The 24,510-nt window shown below is 64.7% G+C and carries 18 protein-coding genes; 13 read left to right on the top strand and 5 right to left on the bottom strand.

Going from position 1 to position 24,510, the window contains the following annotated elements:
• Positions 1–91: 91 nt before the first annotated feature.
• Positions 92–1,582 (bottom strand): carbohydrate porin, encoded by a 1,491-nt coding sequence (locus IEI94_RS07345; protein ID WP_191166665.1) that lies wholly within the window; start codon positions 1,580–1,582, stop codon positions 92–94.
• Positions 1,583–2,036: 454 nt separating this feature from the next.
• Between IEI94_RS07345 and IEI94_RS07340 the strand changes: the two genes are divergently transcribed.
• The 11 genes from IEI94_RS07340 (at position 2,037) to IEI94_RS07290 (ending at position 16,746) form a co-directional block, all read left to right on the top strand.
• Positions 2,037–3,308, top strand: a complete 1,272-nt coding sequence (locus IEI94_RS07340; protein WP_191166664.1) for an ABC transporter substrate-binding protein — start codon at positions 2,037–2,039, stop codon at positions 3,306–3,308.
• Positions 3,309–3,324: 16 nt separating this feature from the next.
• Positions 3,325–4,302, top strand: coding sequence for a carbohydrate ABC transporter permease (locus tag IEI94_RS07335; protein WP_191166663.1), 978 nt, complete (start codon positions 3,325–3,327; stop codon positions 4,300–4,302).
• A complete protein-coding gene (locus tag IEI94_RS07330) occupies positions 4,302–5,144 on the top strand; it encodes a carbohydrate ABC transporter permease (RefSeq protein ID WP_191166662.1) in 843 nt (280 codons plus the stop codon). The genes IEI94_RS07335 and IEI94_RS07330 overlap by 1 nt, the downstream gene beginning before the upstream one ends.
• Before the next feature lie 212 nt (positions 5,145–5,356).
• Positions 5,357–6,976 (top strand): alpha-glucosidase family protein, encoded by a 1,620-nt coding sequence (locus IEI94_RS07325; RefSeq protein ID WP_191166661.1) that lies wholly within the window; start codon positions 5,357–5,359, stop codon positions 6,974–6,976.
• Between the two features lie 82 nt (positions 6,977–7,058).
• Positions 7,059–8,165, top strand: a complete 1,107-nt coding sequence (locus tag IEI94_RS07320; RefSeq protein WP_191166660.1) for an ABC transporter ATP-binding protein — start codon at positions 7,059–7,061, stop codon at positions 8,163–8,165.
• Positions 8,166–8,267: 102 nt separating this feature from the next.
• Complete coding sequence (locus IEI94_RS07315) at positions 8,268–9,320, top strand: LacI family DNA-binding transcriptional regulator (RefSeq protein WP_318153372.1); 1,053 nt, start codon at positions 8,268–8,270, stop codon at positions 9,318–9,320.
• A gap of 132 nt (positions 9,321–9,452) precedes the next feature.
• On the top strand, positions 9,453–10,712 hold the full coding sequence (locus IEI94_RS07310; protein ID WP_191166659.1) for an efflux RND transporter periplasmic adaptor subunit: 1,260 nt from the start codon (positions 9,453–9,455) through the stop codon (positions 10,710–10,712).
• A complete protein-coding gene (locus tag IEI94_RS07305) occupies positions 10,709–13,810 on the top strand; it encodes an efflux RND transporter permease subunit (protein ID WP_191166658.1) in 3,102 nt (1,033 codons plus the stop codon). The genes IEI94_RS07310 and IEI94_RS07305 overlap by 4 nt, the downstream gene beginning before the upstream one ends.
• A complete protein-coding gene (locus tag IEI94_RS07300) occupies positions 13,810–15,255 on the top strand; it encodes an ATP-binding protein (RefSeq protein ID WP_191166657.1) in 1,446 nt (481 codons plus the stop codon). Before IEI94_RS07305 ends, IEI94_RS07300 begins: the two co-directional genes overlap by 1 nt.
• Positions 15,239–15,937: a response regulator gene (locus IEI94_RS07295; RefSeq protein ID WP_191166656.1), complete on the top strand. Its 699-nt coding sequence runs from the start codon at positions 15,239–15,241 to the stop codon at positions 15,935–15,937. Before IEI94_RS07300 ends, IEI94_RS07295 begins: the two co-directional genes overlap by 17 nt.
• 101 nt (positions 15,938–16,038) lie before the next feature.
• Entirely contained in the window at positions 16,039–16,746 is a 708-nt protein-coding gene (locus IEI94_RS07290) for a hypothetical protein (protein WP_191166655.1), read from the top strand.
• Between the two features lie 87 nt (positions 16,747–16,833).
• Here IEI94_RS07290 and IEI94_RS07285 read toward each other — a convergent pair whose 3' ends face one another.
• The 3 genes from IEI94_RS07285 to IEI94_RS07275 all read right to left on the bottom strand — a co-directional run bounded on the left by IEI94_RS07285 (position 16,834) and on the right by IEI94_RS07275 (position 20,004).
• Positions 16,834–18,153, bottom strand: coding sequence for a TRAP transporter large permease (locus IEI94_RS07285; protein WP_191166654.1), 1,320 nt, complete (start codon positions 18,151–18,153; stop codon positions 16,834–16,836).
• Positions 18,150–18,746 carry a TRAP transporter small permease subunit gene (locus IEI94_RS07280; protein ID WP_191166653.1) on the bottom strand — a complete coding sequence of 199 codons (597 nt, stop codon included), beginning with the start codon at positions 18,744–18,746 and terminating at the stop codon, positions 18,150–18,152. Before IEI94_RS07280 ends, IEI94_RS07285 begins: the two co-directional genes overlap by 4 nt.
• A 100-nt stretch (positions 18,747–18,846) precedes the next feature.
• Positions 18,847–20,004 carry a TRAP transporter substrate-binding protein gene (locus tag IEI94_RS07275; RefSeq protein ID WP_224749989.1) on the bottom strand — a complete coding sequence of 386 codons (1,158 nt, stop codon included), beginning with the start codon at positions 20,002–20,004 and terminating at the stop codon, positions 18,847–18,849.
• A 592-nt stretch (positions 20,005–20,596) separates the two neighbouring features.
• Here IEI94_RS07275 and betT point away from each other — a divergent pair.
• On the top strand, positions 20,597–22,627 hold the full coding sequence (betT, locus tag IEI94_RS07270; protein ID WP_191166651.1) for a choline BCCT transporter BetT: 2,031 nt from the start codon (positions 20,597–20,599) through the stop codon (positions 22,625–22,627).
• Between the two features lie 149 nt (positions 22,628–22,776).
• Positions 22,777–23,841, top strand: a complete 1,065-nt coding sequence (locus tag IEI94_RS07265; protein ID WP_191166650.1) for a L,D-transpeptidase family protein — start codon at positions 22,777–22,779, stop codon at positions 23,839–23,841.
• Here the strand turns inward: IEI94_RS07265 and IEI94_RS07260 are convergent.
• Positions 23,838–24,458 carry a methyltransferase domain-containing protein gene (locus IEI94_RS07260; protein WP_191166649.1) on the bottom strand — a complete coding sequence of 207 codons (621 nt, stop codon included), beginning with the start codon at positions 24,456–24,458 and terminating at the stop codon, positions 23,838–23,840. The two genes, IEI94_RS07265 and IEI94_RS07260, sit on opposite strands and share 4 nt — an antisense overlap.
• Positions 24,459–24,510 lie beyond the last annotated feature (52 nt).

The raw sequence follows: 24,510 nt of genomic DNA, 5'->3' as shown, positions 1-24,510 counted from the left end.
CACTCCCGCCGCCGTCACGCCAGACAAAAAGCCCGCGTCCAACGACGCGGGCAAGGATCGAAACGACTAGCCGTGGTGCTATGAGCGAACGTCAGAACCACACTTCGGATTGCACTCCAAAGCTCCACTGGCCACCGGTGAAGCCCTCTTCACCGAAGCTGCCATCGAAGTTGTTGAGGTCCTCATCCCAGTCTGTGTAGGAGGCGAACAGGCGAATCTCGGGGCGCTCCCAGAAGCCGCCTACCTGAGGCTTGAAGGTGGGCGCAACTGTGAGTTTTCCGAAGTCGCCTTTCACGGCGTTGCCGCCGGCCCCCTGATCGAGGTCCATGTACTGGTAGCTGGCCTCATACTGCATCTCGAAGTTCTCGGTCAGTTCATTGGCCAGCCGCACGTTGAGGCCCGCCCAGTTGAACTCGTCGCCTTGCACGTAGCGATCCTTGCTGGTCTCGGCGAGGATCGAGGGCGCCACACGCCAGGTCGGCGCCAGGTAGGTGGTGCCGTAGAGGCCGAGGCGGGTCGCCTGGGCGTCATCGGTGAGGTTGCCGTCGGCACCCAGCACCTTCGCCTCGGCGCCCAGGCCTTGGCCGTGGATCAGGGCCGCCTTGAAGTTGCCCTCGCCGAGACCGAAGAAGCTGTCGCCGTGGTACGCCACCATAGTGTGGAAGCCGCTGTCGGCAGCGGTCTGGCCGGCGGCGATATCGCGCTCATCGTTGTCCGCAGCAGAGAGGCCACTGACCATGAACTGCCAGTTGCCCACATAGTTGTTCGAGGTGAGAATCAGGCTGTCGGAGCTACCCGGATCTTCGCTGCCGATGATGTCGAAGTCGCTGAAGCTGCGGCCATAGAGCGACAGGTTGGAGGTCCAATCGTCGGCCAGCTGCATATCGTAGATCCCCGCACCGGTGCCGGCCAGGAACACGAAGTCGCTGTCGATCCAGTGAATATCGAAGTTGTCGCGGTCGAAGCGCTTGCCGGCCCAGATCGAGGCGTTCTCGAACACGCCAGTGAAGCTCGGCAGGTCGCTGAATTCCGCAAAGACCTGGCGCACGTTGAGGTTCGACTCGTCGGCGGTCCAGTCATTGCTGGTGCTGACGGAGTCGGCCAGCATCATGCGGTAGAGGGCCCTGGCGCCGTTGTCATAGCGCGTGCGGTAGTTGAAGACGCCCTCCACGTAGGTGTCGCCCTCGTTGCCCAGGCGCCCCACGGCACCGCCCAGCGAACCGGCGGGGGTGACATAAGGGCCTCCTGGAATGCTCTTGCGATCCTCGCCAAGCAGCAGCCCCGAGCGGGCATAAGCGCCAAAGGAGAACCCCTCCTCGCCGCTGGACTGGCGTTCGACTCTGGCTAGACGCTCTTCCACGCCCTCATCGAGGGGGCGGCTTTCCGCCTGAGCCTCGGCGATTTCGGCGCGCTGCTCGGCGGCATTGGCACGCTGCTCGGCGGCGGCGATGCGCGCCTCGAGATCGGCCAGACGCTGCTCTAGATCGGTCGATTGGGCACTGGCGGCTCCGGCCAGGGAAATCCCGGCAGTGGCAATGGCGATGGCGATGGCGAGCGGTACCTTGAAAGTGGCGGGACTCATCTTCGTTTTCCCCTGTTGTTGTGATTGATGATGTGCCGTGGGGGATGACCGTGCCGCCGCACTACTGTCATGGCGTAGCGTCGTCAGCGGTCGCGTTCGTCTTCCTGGTGGCATACCCCTTGCCGCGTCCTTCCCAATCGAACTGTATCGTTTAAGCTTTATGACACATTGTTGGGTCGTGGCGGTGTGAAGAACACGACCAGAACTTAATCGTTTAAGTCGCTTCTCTCAATGTCGGCAGACGCAATTTCGACCAATGTCTAGTGGCTCAAAGGCTAGGCCATCACGCCGTGAAGCCCTCTTGTCAGGGAGATTCCGGCACCGTGAACAGTGCACAAACAGTGATGATAGACAAAAGTCTAGGTTGATGAGGCCACGGCCATGGTCTTAACTAGGCCCACGAACTTAATCGTTTAAGATTACTGCTTCATAATAACAACTGCGAGGATGCCACATGCTCAAGAAATCCCTGCTCTCAGCCATCGTCCTGGGCTCCACCGCCCTGGCCGGGGCCGGCCACGCCAAGGCCGCCGACCTGACCATCTCGTGTGGCGCCGTCGGCGCCGAACTGCAGCTCTGCCAGGAGGGCGTTAGTGCCTGGGAGGAGAAGACCGGCCACAGCGTCGATGTGGTCTCGACGCCGAACTCCTCCACCGAGCGTCTCTCCCTCTACCAGCAGATTCTCTCCGCCAACTCCACCGACATCGACATCATGCAGATCGACGTGGTCTGGCCTGGCCTCCTCGCCAACCATCTGCTGGACCTGCGCGAGGTGCTCGGCGACGCGGCCGGTGGAGGCCATTTCGAGACCATCGTCGAGAACAACACCATCGACGGCCGCCTGGTCGCCATGCCGTGGTTCACCGACGCCGGGGTACTCTACTACCGCCAGGACCTGCTGGAGAAGCACGGCCATGACGTGCCCGAGACCTGGGAGCAGCTCACCGAGACCGCCCGGGAGATCCGCAATGCCGAGCGCGCCGAAGGCAGCGAGCGCATGCAGGGCTTCGTCTTCCAGGGTCGCGCCTACGAAGGCTTGACCGTCAACGCCCTGGAGTGGGTGGCAAGCCACGGCGGCGGCTCTATCGTCGATAGTGAAGGAGAGATCACCATCGACAACCCGCAGGCCGCTGCCGCCCTCGACCGCGCGGCGTCCTGGATCGGCGATATCTCGCCCAACGGCGTTCTCAACTACACCGAGGAAGAAGCCCGAGGCGTGTTCCAGGGCGGCAACGCCGTGTTCATGCGCAACTGGCCTTACGCCTGGGCCCTGGCCCAGAGCGAGGATAGCGAGGTACGCGGCAAGGTTGGCGTGACCCAGCTGCCCTACAGCGGCGACGGTCAGAGTGCCGCGGGCCTCGGCGGCTGGAATCTGGCGGTCTCCCGCTACAGCGAGCACCCCGAGCTCGCCGTCGATCTGGTGGCCTTCCTCGCCGGCGAAGCGGAGCAGAAGCGACGCGCCATTGCCGGCGCCTACAACCCCACTCTGGAGTCGCTCTACCAGGATGAGGAAGTGCTCGAGGCAGTCCCCTTCTTCGGCGATCTCTACGAGACCTTCGTCAATGCCGTGGCGCGTCCCTCCGCGCCCACCGGCGATGCCTACGGCCGCGTCAGCAATGCCTTCTTCAGTGCCGCCCATGACGTGCTCTCCGGCAACAAGACCGGTGAGCAGGCAGTCAGCGATCTCGATCGCGACCTGTCCCGCGTCAAGCGTCGCAACTGGTAACCCCCTGGAGCCCGAAATGTCGACTCCCGTAACCGAAAGCGCGCCGCTACCGGCGCGCCCCCTGCCAAGACACAAGCGCAGCACCAAGGTACGGCGCCAGCGGGTACGTGCCGCCTGGATCTTTCTGGCGCCGATGCTGGTCGTCCTTGTCCTGGTTGCGGGCTGGCCGCTACTGCGCACCTTCTACTTCAGTTTTACCGATGCCTCCCTGTCCGACCTGAGCGATACCCTGTTCATCGGCCTGGAGAACTACCTGATCTATGAAGACGGTCGCTGGTATGGCGTGCTGGCCGACCCGATCTGGTGGCGCGCCGTCTGGAACACCGTCTACTTCTCGGTGGTATCGGTATCGCTTGAGGTGGTGTTCGGCATCATCGTGGCGCTGGTACTCAACGCCGAGTTCAAGGGGCGCACCCTGGTGCGTGCCGCCGTGCTGATCCCCTGGGCGATCCCTACCATCGTCTCGGCGCAGATGTGGGCCTGGATGCTCAACGACCAGTTCGGGATCATCAACCACCTGCTGATGATGCTCGGGATCATCGGCGAACCGATCGCCTGGACGGCGGATGCCAGCTACTCCATGTGGGCGGTGATCATGGTCGACGTGTGGAAGACCACCCCCTTCGTCGCCCTGCTGGTGCTGGCCGCGCTGCAGATGCTGCCCAAGGACTGCTATGAGGCCGCCGAGGTCGACGGCATCCATCCGGTACGGGTCTTCTTCAGGGTCACCCTGCCGCTGATCACACCTGCTCTGATGGTGGCGGTGATCTTCCGCCTGCTCGATGCCCTGCGTGTGTTCGACGTCATCTACGTGCTGACCTCCAACTCCACCAGCACCATGTCGATGTCGATCTATGCGCGCCAGCAACTGGTCGAATTCCAGGACGTGGGCTACGGCAGCGCCGCCTCCACCCTGCTGTTCCTGATCATCGCCCTGGCGACCATCGCCTACCTCTACCTCGGTCGCAAGCAACTGAAACTGGGAGGCGACTGATGACCTCACGCCAGCTCTCCAAACACGCCACCCGCATCGGTTTCTGGGTACTGGTGGCGCTGATCGTCGTGATCGCGGTCTTTCCGTTCTACTATGCGGTGAAGACCTCCTTCACCCCCTCCAGCGAGCTCTTCCGGGTCGAGCTGTGGCCCTCTCGGCTGGACGTCAGCAACTACGTACAGATCTTCAGCCAGCGCAGCTTTCTGCAGGCGATCTTCAACTCGATCCTGGTTGCCACCAGCGTGGTGTTCATCGCCCTGCTGCTCGGCATCACTGCCTCCTACGCCCTGGGCCGGGTTCGCTTCCGCGGCCGCAGCACCGTGCTGCTGGTGATCCTGGGCGTCTCGATGTTTCCGCAGGTGGCGGTGCTCTCCGGCCTGTTCGAGGTCATCCGTACGCTCAACCTCTACAACAATCCGGGCGGGCTGATTCTCAGCTATACCATCTTCACCCTGCCCTTCACCGTCTGGGTGCTGACCACCTTCATGCGCCAGCTGCCCATGGAGCTCGAGGAGGCCGCGATCATGGATGGCGCCACCCCCTGGGTCATCATCACCAAGGTGTTCCTGCCGCTGATGTGGCCGGCCATGGCGACGACGGGGCTGTTGGCCTTCATCGCCGCCTGGAACGAGTTCCTGTTCGCCCTGACCTTCACCCTCACCGACAGCCAGCGCACCGTGCCGGTGGCCATCGCCCTGCTCTCCGGCGGCAGCGCCTACGAACTGCCCTGGGGGCCGATCATGGCCGCCTCGGTGGTGGTCACCGTGCCCCTGGTGATCCTGGTGATCATCTTCCAGCGGCGCATCGTCTCGGGGCTGACCGCCGGCGCGGTGAAGGGGTGACGCCCCAACTCTAGGCAGGAAATCCTCAAGGGGCGCCGGGGGCAGGTCGAAGCGAAGGTCTTTTGCCATGGATGGCAAAAGTAGCGCCCAGGGACGGGTTTACAGCGCCTTCGTATAGGCCTGCCGCCGGATCAGCCCCGAACGTGATAGGGCTCAAGGTTAGCTAAAAATTGCCAGACCCCATCGCTTTCATTGACTCAAGGACTGCATCAATGCAAGACAACACCTTCTGGTGGCGCGGCGGCGTCATCTACCAGATCTATCCGCGCAGCTTCATGGACGCCAACGGCGACGGCATCGGCGACCTGGCGGGTATTACCGAGAAGCTGGACTACGTGGCCTCGCTCGGCGTGGACGGGATCTGGCTGTCGCCCTTCTTCACCTCGCCGATGCTCGACTTCGGCTACGACATCAGCGACTACCGCGATGTGGACCCGATGTTCGGCACCCTGGACGACTTCAAGGCGCTGCTCGCCAAGGCGCATGATCTCGGCCTCAAGGTGATGATCGACCAGGTGATCAGTCACACCTCGGACCGCCATCCCTGGTTCCAGGAGAGCCGTACCGACCGCAGCAACCCCAAGGCGGACTGGTTCGTCTGGGCCGACCCCAAGCCAGATGGCACCCCGCCCAACAACTGGCTATCGATCTTCGGCGGACCGGCCTGGACCTTCGACTCCCGGCGGCGCCAGTACTACCTGCACAACTTCCTGACCAGCCAGCCAGACCTCAACTTCCATCACCCGGAAGTGCGTCAGGCCCAGCTGGACAATATGCGCTTCTGGCTGGAGCTTGGGGTCGACGGCTTTCGCCTTGACACCGTCAACTTCTACTTCCATGACGAGCAGCTGCGCGACAATCCGCCGGTGCCCGCGGGCGCCGCCAAGACCCTGGGCGCACCGGAGGCCAACCCGTACACCTGGCAGCGCCATGTCTATGACCTGAGTCGCCCGGAGAACCTCGACTTCCTGCGCGAGCTGCGCGCCCTGATGGACGCGTTCCCCGGCACCACCACGGTGGGTGAGATCGGCGACGACAATCCTCTGGAGCGCATGGCCGAGTACACCGCCGGCGGCGACAAGCTGCACATGGCCTATACCTTCGACCTGCTCAACGCGCCCCACTCGGCGACCTATATCCGCGAGGTGATCGAACGCTTCCAGCGCCTGGCCGGTGACGCCTGGCCCTGCTGGGCGCTCTCCAACCATGACGTGGTGAGAAGCGCCACCCGTTGGGGCAATGGCGAGGACCCCGTCGCCTACCCCAAGGTGGCGCTGGCCATGCTCTTCTCGCTGCGCGGCAGCGTCTGCCTCTACCAGGGCGAGGAGCTGGGCCTGCCCGAGGCCGAGGTACCTTTCGAGCGCATCCAGGATCCGTATGGCAAGGTACTGTGGCCTGAATTCAAGGGCCGCGACGGCTGCCGTACCCCCATGCCCTGGGAGAACGCCGGGCATGGCGGTTTCACCGCCCCTGGCGTGGAGCCCTGGTTGCCGGTGGAAGCCCGCCAACTGCCGCTAGCCGTCGCCGAGCAGCAGGACGACCCGGCGTCGGTACTCAGCGCAACCCGCCGCCTGCTCGCCCTGCGCACCACCCACCCGGCGCTGTTCGATGGCGATCTGAGCCTGGTGGGCGTCGGCGACGAGCTGCTGGGCTTCGTCCGCGAGAAGGGCAACGAACGCATCCTCTGCGTCTTCAACCTTACCGGCCAGACCCATGAGGCTCGCCTGCCACTTGCGGTGGACAGGGCTCTGGAAGGGCACGGCTTCACCCATGAGCGCAACGGCGATAACCTGCGACTGCCGCCCTATCAGGCCGCCTGGTTCGCCCTCTGAGCCACATTCATAACAGCTCTCATAACAACACCGCCGGCCCGCGGCGAGGCAACCCAGTTGCAGGCCGGCAAGGAGACATACCATGGCAAGCGTCACTCTCGACAAGGTCAACAAGGTCTTCGGCAGCACCCATATCATCAAGGATGTGGATCTGGCCATCGGTAACGGCGAATTCGTGGTTTTCGTCGGCCCATCCGGCTGCGGCAAGTCGACCCTGCTGCGGCTGATCGCCGGGCTGGAGTCGATCAGCGACGGCGAGCTCTCCATCGGCGACAGCGTGGTCAACGATCTGCCGCCCCGGGAGCGGGGCGTCGGCATGGTGTTCCAGTCCTACGCCCTCTATCCGCATATGTCGGTCTACGAGAACATGGCCTTCGGCCTCAAGCTGGCCAAAGCCGCCAAGGAAACCGTTCACGAGCGGGTGATGGCTACCGCGCGCATCCTGCAACTGGAGGAGCTGCTGGAACGCAAGCCCAAGGCACTCTCCGGCGGCCAACGCCAGCGCGTGGCCATGGGCCGCGCCATGGCCCGGGAGCCTCGCATCCTGCTGTTCGATGAGCCGCTCTCCAACCTCGACGCTTCGCTGCGGGTGCAGATGCGCAATGAGATCGCCCGCCTGCACCACCGACTCGGCTCCACCATGATCTACGTCACCCACGATCAGGTAGAGGCCATGACGCTGGCCGACAAGATCGTGGTGCTCAATGGTGGCCGCATCGAGCAGGTAGGCAGCCCCCAGGAGCTCTATCAGCGTCCCGCGACCCGCTTTGTGGCCGGTTTCATCGGCTCGCCGACCATGAACTTCCTGCCCGCGAAGCTGCTCGGCGCCGACGAGTCGGGCTGTCGTGTCAGCGCCAGCGGCATGCCCCACCTGGAGCTGCCCCAGGATGCTGCTGGCCTGACCAAGGGCACCGCTCTGACAGTCGGCGTACGCCCCGAGCACCTGCGCCTGACCGAGGCCCAGGGCGACAACAGCTTCGAGATCGTCAACGTCGAGTACCTGGGCAATGAGGTCTACGTCTACCTCGATCCCAAGGAGGGCGACACCCTGCTGATCCAGCGCAGCGAGGCACCGACCTACTGGTCGGTCGGTCAGCGTGTTGCACTGAGCCCGGACCCGGCGCATGTTCACCTGTTCAACGAGCAGCACCAGGCGCTGGGGCTTGACCAAGCGAGCGTCGCCGCCTAGGAGCCGGTGCTCGGGTATCCAGGTACCGGCTTGATTGTCGTGGTATTCATGGCGACACGGGGCCGGTATTCTGTTGCTTGAATACTTAGCAGGAAAAGCACTGTGCCCTCATCGCCACGCCGTATCACGCTGAAAGACCTGGCGCTCGAGCTTGGCGTCTCCACCGCCACCATCTCCAATGCTTTCAACCGTCCCGACCAGCTGTCACCTGCACTGCGTGAGCGGATCCTCGGCGAAGCCAAGCGCCTCGGCTATGCCGGCCCCGACGCCAAGGCCCGCAGCCTGCGCACCGGCCGCTCACGGATCATTGCGGTAGTGCTCGCCGAGAGTCTGACATACAGCTTGAACGACGCCGTGGCCAGCGAGTTTCTCTCCGGGGTCGCCGAGGTCCTCGATACCCACGGCCACACCTTGCTACTGGTATCTGGTCGCGAACACGCCTCCCAAGCCCCGGGCTCGGCGAATATCGCCGATGGTTTTATCGTCTATGGCTTGATGCCGACCCTGGCGCTACTCGGTGACCTGCCGCACCATCAGCCGCTGGTGGCGGTGGATTTCGATATCGAGGGGCGCCCGGCGGTACACGTCGACAATCGCCAAGCTTGCTACGCCATTGCCCGCCACGCCCTGGCCACGCCGACCCGCCGACCGGCAGTGGTCAACCTGCGCCTCACCCAAGAACCCTGTAACGGACGTGTCAGCCCCGCTCATACCCTACTGCCAGGCAATCGCACGATCACCCGCTCGCGTCTCGATGGGTTTTACCAGGCGCTGGAGGAGCACGGCTTTGAGCGCGATGCGATCCCGCTATGGAATATCGAGGAGAATACCTTCGAGGTCTGCTCGCCGGTGCTCGAGGAGATCCTCGATCTCCCCGATTCAGAGCGGCCCGACCTGCTGCTGTGCATGTCCGACCGCATCGCCTTGACCGCCCTGACCCTGGCCGAGCAGCGTGGCCTACGGGTACCCGAGGATCTGCGTCTGATCGGCTTCGACGGTATCGCCGAGGGCCAGTACCGGGCGCCGCGACTGACCACGGTGCGCCAGGACAGCGGCGAGAAGGGGCGCATGGCTGCGCGCATGATTCTAGGCCTGACGCCCGCCGCCGATAGTCTACTGAGCACCGAGTTGATGATCGGCGAGAGCTGCCCCTAGGCCAAGCCCAACCCGTGTTGTCTAAACGCTCGCGGTCGCCATCGCTTGCACCTTGCTTGCACAGTTCGTGACCAATAGCTGCATCCCTCGGGAGGATGCTGTTCGCTGCCCAACCCCGTTCATGAGCCGCCCATGCCCGTCACTTCGGTACGCATCGCCTTGCCCCGCCGCCCCCGCCAGCAGGGGCGTATTCGGCTGGGGGCGATCACCGCGCTGTTGGTACTGGCGATCGGACTGGCCAGCGCCTACTGGCTAATCAGCCAGCCGCCGCGGGTCGAGCGGCGCCCGCCGCCGGAGGTGCCGCCGCCGGTGGTCGACGTGATCGAGGCGATCCGCGGCCCCGCCGCACCGCAGATCCACGGCTATGGCCGGGTGCTCGCCGAGCGTGAAACGCGCCTGGCGAGCCGCGTCGCCGGTCGCCTCGAGGCCTTCGCCCCTGGCGTGATCCCCGGCCGAGTGGTCGACGCCGGCGAGCCGCTGCTGCATATCGACGATAGCGACTACCGCCTGGCCGTGCGGGCTGCCCAGGCCGAACTCGCCCAGGCCGAGGCCGAGCGCGCTACCGAGCGCGGCGAGCAGCTGCGCGCCCAGAGCGAGTACCAGTCATTTGGCCGCGAGCTGCCCGCGGAACGCCGTGCTCTGGTACTGCGGGAGCCGCAGCTGCGCGCCGCCGAGGCCGGTGTGGAACGCGCCCGGATCGCCCTCGAGCAGGCCGAACTCGACCTGGCTCGCACGCAGTTGGCCAGCCCCTACCAGGCCATGATTCAGGAGCGGCTGGTGGGCAGCGGCAGCGAGATTTCTGCAGGTACCGAGCTGCTGCACCTTGTCGATATCGCGCATTTCTGGGTCCAGCTCTCGCTGCCCGGTGATGCCCTGACCTGGATCGATGCCGGCCAGACCGAAGGGGATGTCGCCAACGGTGCCGAGGTGCGCTTGACCAGCCGCGGCTGGCCCGCTGGCGCCGAACGACAAGGGCAGGTGCTGTCGGTACTGCCGGCTCTCGACGAGGGCGGTCTGCAGGCCCAGTTGCTGGTGCAGGTCGACGACCCACTGGCACTGAATAGCGACGGTCCGGCGCTGCGCCTCGGCGATCTGCTGCGCGCCGAAGTCATCGCCAACCCCCGCGACGACCTGTTCGCGCTACCGGCCCAAGCGCTGCGGCCCGGCGACGAGGTGTGGCGGCTCGACGATGAGGATCGTCTGCGGCGCGCCCGGGTCGAGGTGCAGCACCGCGGTGAGGATCAGGTCCTGATCAGCGCCGGGCTCGAGGCCGGCGAGCGTATCGTGGTCTCCAATCTCGGCCAGCCCCGCGACGGCATGCAGTTACGGCCACGCACCCTGGGCAGCACCGAGCTTGCCACGCTGTTGGGTGACGCGGAGGACGAGTCATGATGCGGCGTGGCCCGATCGCCTGGATGGTCCACCACGGCGTGGCACCGAACCTGCTGATGCTGCTGCTGATCGTCGGCGGCCTGATGGCGTCGCTGACGATCAAGAAGGAGGTGTTCCCGGACTTCGACATCGAGGTGGTGCAGATCTCGGTCAGCTACCCCGGGGCAACCCCCGAAGAGGTCGAGCAGAGCATCCTGCTGCCTGTCGAGGCCGAGCTCGCCGATATCGAAGGCATCGACGAGGTCACCGCCACCGCCAGCGAGGGCAGCGCCAGCCTGCGCGCGACCCTGATCGATGGCGTCGAGGTGATGCGCGTCTACCAGGACATCCAGCAGGCGGTGAACGCCATCACCACCCTCCCCGCCGCCGCCGATCCGCCGCGCATCAACCTCGCCGGACGCTCGCGCAGCGTCATGCGCCTGCAGGTGCACGGTAACGTCAGCGATCGCGCCCTGCACGACGCCGCCGAGGATGTCCGCGCGGAGCTGATCGCCAGCCGCGGCATCGCCAAGGCCGAGCTTTCGGGCAATCGCGAGCGCGAGATCCAGGTATGGCTCGATGAAGAATCGATGCGTCGGCTGGGCATGACCCATAGCCAGCTCGCCGCGCGCATCGGTGAGGAGGCCCTCGACCTGGCTGGCGGGCGACTCTCCACCCAGGAGGGCGAATGGCTGATCCGCTATCAGGGCCGCCGTGACAGTGCCCCGGCCTTCGCCGAGCTGCCGGTGGGCAGTACCACTAACGGGGGCACCATTCGCCTCGGCGATGTCGCCGAGGTGCGCGATGGCTTTGCCGAGAGCGACCGTGAAGTCCAGTACAACGGCCAGCCGGGGCTGACCATCGACGTTTATCAGATCGGCGATCAGACACCGCTGGGTATCTCCGATGCGGTTCACGCCGAGCTCGACCGGCTGATCGCCAACCTGCCCGAGGGCGTCACCCTGAGCGTCGCTCGCGACAGCTCCGAGATCTATCGTGACCGTCTCGACCTGCTACTCAAGAACGCCTGGCTGGGTCTGGCCATGGTGATGGTGATGATGGCGCTGTTTCTCGAGGCACGGCTGGCATTCTGGGTCACTCTCGGCATCCCCACCGCCTTCCTCGGCGCCATGCTGTTTCTGCCGTGGATCGGCGTGTCGATCAACATGATGTCGATGTTCGCCTTTATCATCGCGCTGGGTATCGTGGTCGACGACGCGATCATGGTCGGCGAGAATATCTACAGCTATCGCGAACAGGGCCACTCGCTGCGCGAGGCGGCGGTGCGTGGTGCCCGTGAGCTGGCCACGCCGATCACCTTCGCCATTCTCTCGAACATCGTCGCCTTCCTGCCGCTGCTGTTCCTGCCTGGATTCCTGGGCATGATCTTCGCCATGGTGCCGCTGGTAGTGATCACGGTGTTTGTGATGTCGCTGGTCGAGGCGCTGTTTATCCTGCCCGCTCACCTTGCCCACGGCACCAACCGACGCCCGACGCCGCGCTGGCAGCAGCCGCTGGAGCATGTCAGGCGCTATCTGCAGGGCGGCTTGACCCGTCTTACCCAGCAGCGCTTCGCGCCGTTGCTCGAACGCGCCCTGGACCAGCGCGCCCTGACCATCTGTCTGGCGGTAGCGATACTGGCGGTGGCGCTGGCCTACGCCATGAGCGGTCGGCTGGGCTTCTCGCTGATGCCGCGGGTCGAGTCGGACCAGGTCCAGGCCAGCGTGACCCTGCCGGTGGGCAGCCCGATGGCCGATGACCGCCGCATTCGCGACCAGTTGATGGAGGCCGCGGAGCGGCTCGCCGAACAACAGGACGGCCCGCGCTTCACCGGCACCCGCACCCGCCTCGATGGCGACAGCCTGGAGGTCCTGCTGCAGCTAGACCCGGCCAGCCTCGACGCCTGGCCCCCCTCACGGGTCGCGCGGGAGTGGCGTGAGCTGACCGGCGAGCTGACCAACGTCCAGGCCGCACGCTTCGAATCCGACGTCGGCGGTCCGGGGCGCGGCGCCGGTCTGACCCTGCGCCTGTCGCACCCCGACAGCAACGTGCTCGAAGCCGCCTCCCAGCGGCTCGCAGAAGAGCTGGGCCAGTTCGGCGGACTCACCGATATCGACAGCGGCCTGGGCGACGGCCTGCCCCAGCTCGAAGTGCGGCTCTCCGCCGAGGGCCGCGCCCTGGGCTTGAGCGGCAGCGACCTCGCCGCCCAGCTGCGCGGCCCGCTGCAGGGCGTTACCGCCGTGGAGCAGCACGCCGGGCGCACGTCGGTAAGCGTCGAGGTGCGTCTGCCGCCGCAGTCCCGCGATAGCTTGAGTGAGCTCTATCAGCTGCCGATACGCACCGCCGAAGGGCGTGAGGTTCCGCTGTCGCGAGTCGCCGATATCGATATCGGCCGCTCCTCCACCACCCTCAGGCGCACCGACGGGCGCCGCGATATTAGCGTGACCGCCGACCTCGAGGGCGGCGCGCAGGTCAATCAGGTGCTGGCGACGCTCCAGGAGCAGGTCTTCCCCGGGGTCGAGGCCGCCTACCCGGGCCTCGAGATCGGCCTCGGTGGCCGCCAGCAGGACACCGCCGATAACCTGGCAACGCTCAAGACCGCGATGTGGCTGACCCTGGCGGCGATCTACTGCCTGCTGGCGATTCCGTTCCGCAGCTACCTGCAGCCGCTGCTGGTGATGGCGGCGATCCCGTTCGGAGTGATCGGCGCGGTGGGCGGCCATCTGATCATGGGCTTCGGCCTCTCTATCGTCAGCCTGCTGGGCATGCTGGCGCTCTCCGGAGTAGTGATCAACGATGCGCTGGTACTGATCGACTACGCCAATCGCCGCCGCCGCGAGGGCATGGGCGCTCGCGAGGCGATTGTCGCCGCCGCCACGCGCCGTCTGCGGCCGATCATGATGACCACCATGACCACCTTCCTGGGGCTGGCGCCGATGATCTTCGAGACTTCGCGTCAGGCCCGCTTCATGATTCCCATGGCCATCTCGCTGGGCTTCGGCATGCTGTTCGCCACCCTGATACTGCTGATTCTGGTCCCGGTGCTCTACCTGGGCCTGGAGCAGCTGCGTGCGCGCTTTGCCCACCCCCTTGCCAACCCTCTTCAGGAGACTCGCTGATGCCTGCCCTCTTCCCCCAACGCAGGCCGGTGCTGTCGCGACTCGGCGTCAAGCTGTTCGTGATCATCCTGGTGGTCAACGTAGTGATCTCCGGGCTGGTGTTTCTGGCCGTCTCGCGCAGCATCGACCGCGGCTTCATCGACTACCTGGAAACCACCCAGACCAGCCGCGCCGAGACGCTTGCCGAAGGGCTCGCCGAGGAGTGGCAGCGGCGCGGCGACTGGCAGTGGCTGCGCGATGACATGAGCGCCTGGCATCGCCTGGTGCGACGCCAGCTGTGGCCCGGCGACGGCCCGCCACCGCAGGGCATCGACCGGCGCCTGGGAGATCCTGGCGACTTCGTGCTTCACGATTCCAACGGCCTGCCGGTGATTGGTCTACGCCCCAGTGAGGACGACCAGGCCAACGGCTCCGAGCTGCACTGGCTGCCGATCATCAGCCAGGGTGAGCAGGTCGGAGCGCTGGGCTATCGTCCGCCGCAGCAGCTGATGGCACGGATGGACCGTATCTTCCTGTCGCGCCAGCAGCGCAATCTGGGGATCATCGTCGCCTCCCTGGCGCTCGCCTCGCTGCTGCTGGCCGGGGGGCTATCATGGTGGCTCGGCGGTCGCACCGGCCATATGGCGTTGGCCACCCGGCGCCTCACCGAGGGCGACTACGATATTCGCCTGCCGGAGCACGGCGGCGATGAGTTGTCACGGCTGTCCCACGATTTCAATGTGCTGGCGGCCACCCTCGAAGCCAACCGCGAGGCGCGCCAGCGCTGGGTCTCGGATATCGCCCATGAGCTGCGCACCCCACTGGCGGTACTGCGCGGCGAGATCGAGGCAATGCAGGACGGCATCCGTCCGATGAACGACGATAATCTCGGCTCGCTGGCCCAGGAGGTCGGCCAGCTCGAGCGTCTGGTCGCCGATCTGCGGCTGCTCGCCCAGAGCGACGCCGGCGTACTCGAGGTGTCGCTGGCGCCCCTCGACCTGGCCGAGACGCTGGCCTCACGCCTCGAGGAGCGCCGCGACTGGCTGGACAATCAAGGTATCGACCTCGAGATACAAATCACCGAGCGTGCCCCGATCCGCGGCGATCTGCAGCGCCTGCGTCAGCTATGGCACAACCTGCTCGACAACACCTGCGCCTATACCCAGGCGCCAGGCCGGCTCCGGGTCAGCCTCGAGTGCGACAAAGAGATCGCCCGGATCACCTGGGAGGACACTGCCCCCGGGGTGCCCGAGCGCGAGCTGGCTCACCTTACCGAACGCCTCTACCGGGTCGAGGGCTCGCGTAACCGCGCCAGCGGCGGCAGCGGCCTGGGTCTATCCATCGCCACCGCCCTGGTCACCGCCCATGGCGGCAGCATGCAGGCCACGAATTCCGCCCTCGGCGGGTTATGCTGGACCCTCGAATTTCCACTGCTCAAGGAGGACATGCATGAGCACCGCGCCTAAGGAAGCCGTTCTGATCGTCGAGGACGAGCCCAAGATTGCCAGCCTGGTCGCCGACTACCTAAGCGGCAGCGGCTTCGCCTCGCACCACCTCGACCACGGCGACAGCGTGGTGCCGTGGCTCGAGCAGCAGCAACCCGACCTGGTGCTGCTCGACCTGATGCTGCCGGGTACCGACGGCCTGACCCTGTGCCGCCAACTGCGCGAGCGCTGGCCGCGGCTGCCGGTGATCATGCTCACCGCGCGGGTCGAGGAGGTCGACCGCCTGCTTGGCCTGGAGCTCGGCGCCGACGACTATATCTGCAAACCGTTCAGCCCCCGCGAGGTGGTCGCGCGAATCAAGGCGGTGCTGCGCCGCAGCCGCGCCGCGGAGGTGCCGGGCAGCATCGATGGTGCCGCCCTGAGCCTCGATGAAGACGGCTGGCGGGCGCTGGCCGACGGCCAGGATCTGGGACTCACCGCAGTGGAGTTCCAGCTACTCAAGGTACTGATGAATGCCCCCGGCCGGATCTTCTCCCGCGACCAGCTGATGGACCATATGTACCGCGACCACCGCATCGTCTCCGAGCGCACCGTCGACAGCCATATCAAGAAGCTGCGCAAGAAGATCAGCGACGTCTGGCCCGAGCGCGAGATCATTCGCTCGGTCTACGGCGTCGGCTACAAGTACCAGCCGGAGGAGTGAGGAAGTGCTTCCCTTGCGCGATGGTTGCACCATTGCTGCAACCTGATTGCACCGCCGCAGGCGACAGTGTCAGCGTCACCCCTAGGGACGAGGAGTCCACCATGATTCGATTGACCGCTCGCAAGACCCTGATGCCAGCCCTGCTGGCGCTGGCCATCGCCCCGCTGTCGCTGACCGCCACTGCCGGCAACCATGGCGACGATGCCGCCAAGGGCGAGCGCTACCAGCAGAAGCATGTCGAGCGCCTGGATGCCATGCAGGAGCGGCTGGGGTTCGGTGACGACACCCGCGCCGAACTGGAAGCCGCCCACGCCGAGCTGCGCGATGCTCATCGCGACCTCAAGGACCAGGACTTTGCGTCCCGCGACGAGCGCCGCAACGCCTACCACGCGCTACATGAACAGCACCGCGCCGCCCTCGACGAGATCTTTACCGACGAGCAGCGCCAGGAACTGCGCAGTGCCATGCACGAGAAGATGCAGGAGCGCCGCGCCGAGTACCGCGAAGCGATGCAGGAGCGCCTTACCGCGCTGGTCGACGACTGGGGCCTCAGCGACGAGGAGCGTAACGCCCTGACCGAGATCCGCGAAAGCCTGTATGCCGATATGCGCGAACTGCGCGACCAGGACTTCGACTCCCGCGACGCGCGCCGCGACGCCTATAACGCCCTGCGCGATGAGCATCATGCGGCACTGGCAGAACTTCTCGACGAGCAGCAACTGGAGGAGCTCAAGGCCGCCATGCAACCCAAGGGCGGCCACCGCCACTACGGCAAGCGCGGCCACCACCACCCCGAGCGCGACGCCTGACAGACCCGGCGCCGCTGCCCGCACCAGTGACGCCAAATCTTACCATTCCCCCAACGCCCGACACTCGCTGCCGGGCGTTGTCCTGTGTCAGCCGTACAGCACTCCTGGCAGCCAGAACACGATGCCCGGCACCATGTAGAGGATGAACATCGCCACGAACACCATCAGCAAGAAGGGCGCGATACCGATGAAGATATCGTTGAGCTCGATCCCCTTGGGCGAGATGCCCTTGAGGTAGAAGGCGGACATCGCCATCGGCGGGGTCAGGAACGAGGTCTGGATATTCAAGGCCACCAGCACCCCGAAGAACAGCGGATCGATGCCGAACATGGCCAGCAGGGGCAGGAAGATCGGCACGAAGATGATGATGATCTCGGTCCACTCCAGCGGCCAGCCAAGAATGAAGATCATCAACTGAGCGAGCAGCAGGAACTGTAGCGGCGTCAACGACATGCCACTGATCCAATGTTCGATCAGCGAGTGACCATCGAGCAGCGAGAACACCGAAGAGAAGATCCACGATCCCACGAACAGCCAGCACACCATGGCACTGGTGCGGGCGGTGAGGAACACCGCCTCACGCAGCCGCACGAAGGTCAGCTGGCGGTAGGCTGCGGCCAGCAGGATCGCTCCCATTGCCCCAATACCGGCGGCCTCATGGGGCGTGGCCAGACCAAACAGAATCGCCCCCAGCACCGACATGATCAGCACGAACAGCGGCACGAAGGAGGTCAACAGCCCCCAGTAGACCTTGCCCAGCGGCACATTCATCTGCTCCGCCGGGAGTTTCGGCGCCACCTTGGGGTTGATCATCGCCCGCCCCATTACGTAAAGGATGTAGAGCCCGGCCAGCAGCAGCCCCGGTATCAGCGCCGCAGCATAGAGCCGTACCACCGAGACCCCGGCCATGGCGCCGTAGAGGATCAGCATGATGCTCGGGGGTATCAGGATTCCCAGGCAGCCACCGGCGCAGATTACACCGCTCGACATGCGCTTGTCGTAGCCGGCGTTGAGCATCGCCGGCAAGGCCAGCAACCCCATCAGGGTGACCACCGCTCCCACGATGCCAGTGGCAGTGGCAAACAGCGCACAGGTGATCAGGCTGGCCACAGCCAGTGAAGCCGGCATGCCTCGCGCCGCGAGTTGCAGGCTCGAGAATAACCGATCGAGGATATTGGCACGCTCGACCATGTAGCCCATGAACAGGAACAGCGGTACCGCTATCAGCACGTCGTTGGACATCACGCCATAGGCCCGCTGCACCAGCAGTGAAAAGATAATGTCGCCGATGGCGAAGTAGCCAAAGGCAATGCCCATGGCGATCAGCGTGAAGGCGATGGGAAAGCCAAGCATGATCAGTATGATCAGCATGCCTAGCATCATGATGCCGATTTCCGGTTCGCTCATGGACGATCCTCCCCAGATGCTTGCTGGGCGGCGAGAATTTCATCCTGCTTGTTGATCGGAATGGCGATCTCTTCCACGTCGCCAAGACGTCGCGGCCACTTGCCGTGTTTGAGGCACAGGATGCAGCGACTGACCTCGGCCACCCCCTGCAGCGCCAGAAGCGCCGCACAGGCGGGAATCACGAACTTGTAGGGATATACCGGGGGCCCCCCGGGCGTATAGGAACTGTGTTCGTTCTGGCGATAGGAGAGAGCGAAAAAGTCCCAGCCATAGAACACCAGTGCCAGGATGCCGGGATAGAAGAAGACCAGGTAGAGTGCCAGGTCCATACCCGCCTGCACCCGAGGTGGAAAGTAACGCGACACCACGTCGGCCCGCACATGGGCGTTATGGGCCAAGGCATAGGCCCCGGCCATCATGAACAGGGTGCCGTAGAGCATGTAGCTGGTGTCATAGGCCCAGGTGGTAGGCGAGCCCATGACATAGCGCATGAAGACCTCGTAGCTGACCACGAAGGTCAGAATCAGGATGGCCCAGGCAAAGACCTTGCCCACCCAGGTACTGATGTGGTCAATAAAGAAGATGAAGCGCATGACGACCTCTCACCATGGGCTGCACTGCCACATCATGGGCAGCGCAGCCGATCGACGTCCCCCGCGGCCTCCTGGCCACGGGTGAATAGGGCCCGCAGGCCTAGAGGAGGATGGAGGTGTCGGTGGGTTCCTTACCGTAGAAGTGGCGGTAGGCGGGTCCCTTGGGCGTGGTGTGCTCGAGGTGGAAACCGACCACGCGATCACAGTACTCGCGCTGATGCTCGACGACCCGGCGGAATAAGTCGTCGTTGGCCGATTCGCGCTCGATCACCGTGTCCCAGGCCGATAGCTGCGCCTCGAGCACGGAGTCGGGAGTAATGTAGGTCTGCACGCCCTGCTCCTCGCGCATCGCCTGAAGGTCGCGGGGGTAGCGCTCCATGGCCTTCCAGTACATCTCCGACGAGGCCGCCTTGGCGGCATACTGCAGGATCGCCTGGAACTCCTCGGGCAGCTCGCTGTGCTTCTGTCGGTTGAGAATGATCTCGAACGACTCGCAGTCCTGATGGTAGCTGCGCAGCATCCAGGTCTTGCTGACATCGGGGAAGCCCAGCAGGCGGTCCGACGACGGATTGTTGAACTCGGCACCGTCGAGCAGGCCGCGGTCCATGGCCGGCACGATATCGCCACCGCCCATGATCGTCACCGCCGCACCAAACTCGTTCATCAGATCGGCGGCCAGCCCCACCGTGCGGTACTTGAGACCTCGCAGGTCATCGGCACTGCTGATCGGCTCCTTGAACCAGCCCAGCGCCTGGGTCGGCATCGGGCCAGTGAGGTAGCCCACCAGCGGCAGTTCCATCTGCTCCAGCAGTTCGTTGTAGAGCTCCATCCCCCCACCCGTCCAGAACCAGGCCAGGAACTGATGGGCATCCCAGCCGAACGGCGGCGGCGTGCCGAACAGCGAGAACGCCTTGTGCTTGCCGTACCAGTAGGCGGATACCCCATGACCGCCGTCGAGGGCACCGGAGATCACCGCATCCTGCATCTGCAGGGCACCGACCACCGCTCCTGCAGGCAGCAGGTTGAGACGCAAGCGGCCACCGGACATCTCATTGACGATGCGCACGTAGTCCGCCGCGAACTCATGGAAGATGTCCTGGTTGGGCCAGGTGCTCTGAAAACGCAGCGTAGTGGTCTGGGCCACGGCGATGCTGGGAAAGCCCACTGCAGCGGCGGCACCGACGGCGGCCGCTGAACCGGTCAGGAAACGTCGACGCGAAGCGTTGAGTGGCACGGCAGCCGGCTCGGGAGATGGCATCGTGGTAGTGGCCTCTACAGACGATGCAGAAGCGCTCGGAGGCATATCGTGAGTCATTGGGTTCTCCAACGAGGAATTTATCGTTATTGGTATGACCTTCGCTGAACCGGGTCTCCCTACCCAGAGGAGCGTCGTGCGACTGACCGCGCGTCACCGGGGCATCCTGTACCCATCGCCTGACATATCACAATCAGTTACATCAGGTATAGCCGGGTAAATGCGGATTGCAAGGCAGCATAGACATCATCGTTGAATGAGAGTCGAGCCCGGCCATTGTCCTGCAAGGGTTGAAGGAAGTCGTCAGGTCGCGTATTTTATTTGAACAGTCAATCAAAAAAGAATCACCTTACGCACTGTCGTTGACTACGCACAAGTAGCCCGACTGCACGTACCGACACGGCACCCACGGTGCCAAACACGTCTCACCGCATGTCACCTTGCGACATGTCCCGCGCCTGTACTGGGCAAGCGATAGCACTTGGCGTTATTTTGATTGCTCAATCAATCAAAATAACAGCAGCGTCATAACCTGCCCGCTGCGCACGCCGCGGCCCGAGACACCATGCCAACAACTCTACAGGGAGTCTGCCCAATGGCGAATGAGCACCATGTCCCCGAACGACGAGACCGGCTCAATCCGGCCGTTTTCCACGGCTCGGTAGCCGGTATCCTGATATTCCTGGTCGTCACCATGACCTTCACCGAGCAGGCCGGCGCCTTCTTCGATGCCGGCCTGGCCTGGGTCAGCGCCACCTTCGGCTGGTACTACATGCTGGCGGTGGTGGCCTATCTGGTCTTCGTGGTGCTGATCGGCTGCTCGCGGTTTGGCAGTATCCGTCTCGGCCCCGACCACTCGCGGCCGGAGTTTTCGCTGCTCTCCTGGTCGGCGATGCTGTTCGCTGCTGGCATCGGTATCGACCTGCTGTTCTTCAGCGTCGCCGAGCCGGTGGCCCACTATCTGGCACCACCCGATCTGGACCCCGAGAGCCAGGAGGCGATGCGTGCCGCCGTGGTGCAGACCTTCTTGCACTGGGGGCTGTCGGGCTGGGGGCTCTACGTGCTGATGGGCATGGCACTGGCTTACTTCAGCTATCGCCATCGTCTACCGCTGGCCATCCGTAGCGCCCTCTACCCGCTGCTGGGCAAGCGTATCTACGGCCCCATCGGCCACGCGGTCGACATTACCGCCGTCATCTCCACCGTGTTCGGCATCGCCACCAGCCTGGGCATCGGGGTGATGCAGCTCAACTACGGGCTGGCCTATATGTTCGACGTGCCCGAGAGTCTCTCGGTGCAGGTGATCCTGATTGCGCTGGTGGTGGTGATGGCGACCATCTCGGTAGTCAGCGGCGTGGAGAAGGGTATCCGCCGGCTGTCCGAGTTCAACATGCTGCTGGCACTGGCGCTGCTGCTGTTCGTGCTGTTCCAGGGCCACACCCTGCAGCTGCTCGACATGGTGGTCAACAACGCCGGCGACTACCTGTCGAGCTTCGTTGCCAAGAGCTTCGACACCTACGCCTTCGCCGGCGAGGAAGCCCAGGAGTGGAAGATGTGGTGGACGGTCTTCTTCTGGGGCTGGTGGATCGCCTGGACACCCTTCGTCGGCCTGTTCCTGGCGCGCATTTCCCGCGGTCGCACCATCCGCGAGTTCGTGGCCGGCGCACTGGGCATCCCGCTGGCGTTCATGATGGTGTGGATGTCGGTGTTCGGTAACAGTGGCATCGAACTGGTCGCCAATCAGGGCGTCGCCGAGCTCGGTGAGCAGGCCCTGAGCACGCCGCAGACCACCCTCTATACACTGCTCGAGCACTACCCCTGGGTAGGCCTTACCGCGGCGGTGGTGACCGTGCTCGGCATCGTGTTCTTCATTACCTCGGCGGACTCCGGAGCGCTGGTGTTGGCCAACTTCACCTCGATCCTGTCCGACGTCAACCACGACGCGCCGGTCACCCTGCGCATCTTCTGGTCGGCGGTGATTGGTCTGATTACCATCGCCCTGCTGATGGCCGGCGGTCTCGCCGCGCTGCAGAGCGCGGTGGTGATTACCGCCCTGCCCTTCTCGCTAGTGATCTTCGCGATCATGGCCGGCATGTACCGCGCCCTGCGTATGGAGGGCGACAAGGCCGACGCCCGTCGCCGTATCGCCGGCACCGCACCGGGCGGCGACTGGCGCGAGCGTCTCGACCGTGCGCTGGACACCTCCAACCGCGCCGGCGCCGCAGCGACCATCGAGCACTCGATTCGTCCGGCGCTGGCCCAGTTCGCCCAGGAGCTCGACGGCCGAGGACAGGTCGCCAACGTCAGCGAAGAGCAGGTCGACGATGAGCCATTGCCGCGCCTGACCCTGCAGGTCGAGCTCGACAATGCGCCGCACTTCGTCTATCAGGTGTGCCCGCACCGCATGCGCACCCCGAGCTTCCTGCCGGTAGACGACGACTACTATGTGCGCCTCGACGTTTACCTCTCCGAGGGCGGCACCGGCCAGGATCTCAACGGCTATACCCGCGGCCAGGTGATAGGTGATGTGCTCGCCGAATACGAACGCCACCTGCACTTCCTGGCGCTGGCCGGTGAGAACGGCAGTGTCCCCGCCATGCCCGGTGCGGTGGGCGACACGCCCTGACCCACGCATAGGCAGCAAGCACGCGGCGGCTCCGAGGAGCCGCCGCGTTGCGTTGGCCACCATACCAACGACAGTTGCACCGCTGCAGGCGGCGTGGAACACTGTTCGGCAACCTTCATCCACGGCCACAGGCCGATATTCGGACTATCGTGACGACACCATTTTTCGCATCACCACGCCCTCTGTGGCTCGCCCCGCTGGCGCTAGGCATCTCGCTTGCCAGCGGCTCGCTGCTGGCCGAGGACGATAGGGACTGGCCGCTGGGCCACTATCCGCTGCCCGAAGACGGTAACATCGTCGGCGAGCGCTACATTGTCGAGGTCGAGGGCGACGAGACCCTGCTCGATATCGCCCGCGCCCACAATGTCGGCTATGAAGAGATTCGCGCCGCCAATCCGGAGGTCAGTATCTGGATTCCCGGGGATGGCACCGAGGTGGTGATTCCCGCCAAGCATATCCTGCCCGATGCGCCGCGGGAGGGCCTGGTGGTGAATCTCGCCGAGCTGCGCCTGTATTATTTTCCGCCCACCGACAACGGTGAGATACCTCGGGTCGAGACCTACCCCATCGGCATCGGCCGTGAGGGCTTCAATACCCCGCTGGGCACCACCGAGACCACCATGCGTCTCGAGGATCCGGCCTGGTACCCGCCGCGCTCCATGCGCGAAGAGGCCGCCGAGCGCGGCGAACCGGCCCCGGCGGTGGTCCCGCCGGGGCCCGATAACCCGCTGGGCCGTCATGCCATCCTGCTGGATATTCCCGGCTACCTGATCCACGGCACCAACATGCCCGACGGTATCGGCATGCGCGCCAGCCGCGGCTGCATCCGCATGTACCCCGAGGATATTGAACACCTCTACGGCAACATTCCCAACGGCACTGCGGTCAATATCATCGACGACCATTTCAAGGTCGGTTGGGAAGGGGACACTCTCTACGTCCAGGCCTTCGCTCCCGCCGAGCAGCGCGACGATGCCCTGACCCACCTGCTCGACCCCTTCGACAGCCTGCACAAGGCCCTCGGCGACGACCTGCCGAATATCGACTACGGTCAGCTGCGCGAGATCATGGAGTCCGCCAATGGTGAACTGGTGGCGGTCTATCCACCGCCGGAGCCGGTAGAGGAAGAGCCCGAGACGCCCGAGCCGGGCGGTCTGTATCGCGACATCATTGATGCCCCGGCAGGCCTCTATTTCGAGATTGTGGAAGCCTAACCAGGGTCCGTGTGATGAAATTCGGCGAGCTGCGAGGGGTGGCCCAGGTCAGGATGGGCCTCCCCGACGCCGGAGAAGCGCACCGAGTAGCCGTTGCGCCTGGCGACCCCGACGCACCAGTCGCGAAACCGCGAGCGCCCCCATTCGAACTTGTGGTCAGGATCACGAAACTCACCCGGCGCCATGCCATACAGCGGGTTGTATTCTTGGTTTGGCGTAGTGATGACCAACAGGCGGGGACGCAGACCAGAGAAAACGGCGCGTTCCACCTTGGACAGTCCTTCAGGGGGCACATGCTCAATCGTCTCGAGCATCGCCGCAGCGTCGAAGTCCTTTAACCCAGGGTGGTTCTCCGCATAGGAGCCGCAGATCAACGCCAGACGGCCCGACCCCGGTTCGACGTAAGGGCTCAGGCGCAGCTTGGCTTGGGCCAGTAGCTCACCATTCTGCTCAACCCCCACCAGTGTTTCGAATTGCCGATCACGCAGCAGGTGCTGCAACAACCCCCCGGTGCCGCAGCCCAGGTCGAGCACCCGTTTGGCTCCATGGGTACGCATCATGCCCACCACGCGCATCAGGCGTTGCTGATGCAGGTCGAGGTGTTCGATATCTAGCATCGCGTCTACCTCGCTATCCGTCGGCGGCGATCATGGCGCATCTCGAGGCGAC

The sequence above is a fragment of the Halomonas sp. ML-15 genome (assembly GCF_014779595.1).
Taxonomy (GTDB): domain Bacteria; phylum Pseudomonadota; class Gammaproteobacteria; order Pseudomonadales; family Halomonadaceae; genus Franzmannia.
Note: the sequence above shows the minus strand (reverse complement) of the source record. Positions and strands in the feature narration are given on the sequence as shown.

Coding starts and splice junctions, on each gene's coding strand:
- IEI94_RS07260 (WP_191166649.1), bottom strand. CDS start 24,458: ATGCTAGATATCGAACACCTCGACCTGCATCAGCAACGCCTGATGCGC.
- IEI94_RS07340 (WP_191166664.1), top strand. CDS start 2,037: ATGCTCAAGAAATCCCTGCTCTCAGCCATCGTCCTGGGCTCCACCGCC.
- IEI94_RS07285 (WP_191166654.1), bottom strand. CDS start 18,153: ATGAGCGAACCGGAAATCGGCATCATGATGCTAGGCATGCTGATCATA.
- IEI94_RS07300 (WP_191166657.1), top strand. CDS start 13,810: ATGCCTGCCCTCTTCCCCCAACGCAGGCCGGTGCTGTCGCGACTCGGC.
- IEI94_RS07275 (WP_224749989.1), bottom strand. CDS start 20,004: ATGCCATCTCCCGAGCCGGCTGCCGTGCCACTCAACGCTTCGCGTCGA.
- betT (WP_191166651.1), top strand. CDS start 20,597: ATGGCGAATGAGCACCATGTCCCCGAACGACGAGACCGGCTCAATCCG.
- IEI94_RS07305 (WP_191166658.1), top strand. CDS start 10,709: ATGATGCGGCGTGGCCCGATCGCCTGGATGGTCCACCACGGCGTGGCA.
- IEI94_RS07325 (WP_191166661.1), top strand. CDS start 5,357: ATGCAAGACAACACCTTCTGGTGGCGCGGCGGCGTCATCTACCAGATC.
- IEI94_RS07290 (WP_191166655.1), top strand. CDS start 16,039: ATGATTCGATTGACCGCTCGCAAGACCCTGATGCCAGCCCTGCTGGCG.
- IEI94_RS07310 (WP_191166659.1), top strand. CDS start 9,453: ATGCCCGTCACTTCGGTACGCATCGCCTTGCCCCGCCGCCCCCGCCAG.
- IEI94_RS07320 (WP_191166660.1), top strand. CDS start 7,059: ATGGCAAGCGTCACTCTCGACAAGGTCAACAAGGTCTTCGGCAGCACC.
- IEI94_RS07330 (WP_191166662.1), top strand. CDS start 4,302: ATGACCTCACGCCAGCTCTCCAAACACGCCACCCGCATCGGTTTCTGG.
- IEI94_RS07280 (WP_191166653.1), bottom strand. CDS start 18,746: ATGCGCTTCATCTTCTTTATTGACCACATCAGTACCTGGGTGGGCAAG.
- IEI94_RS07335 (WP_191166663.1), top strand. CDS start 3,325: ATGTCGACTCCCGTAACCGAAAGCGCGCCGCTACCGGCGCGCCCCCTG.
- IEI94_RS07295 (WP_191166656.1), top strand. CDS start 15,239: ATGAGCACCGCGCCTAAGGAAGCCGTTCTGATCGTCGAGGACGAGCCC.
- IEI94_RS07345 (WP_191166665.1), bottom strand. CDS start 1,582: ATGAGTCCCGCCACTTTCAAGGTACCGCTCGCCATCGCCATCGCCATT.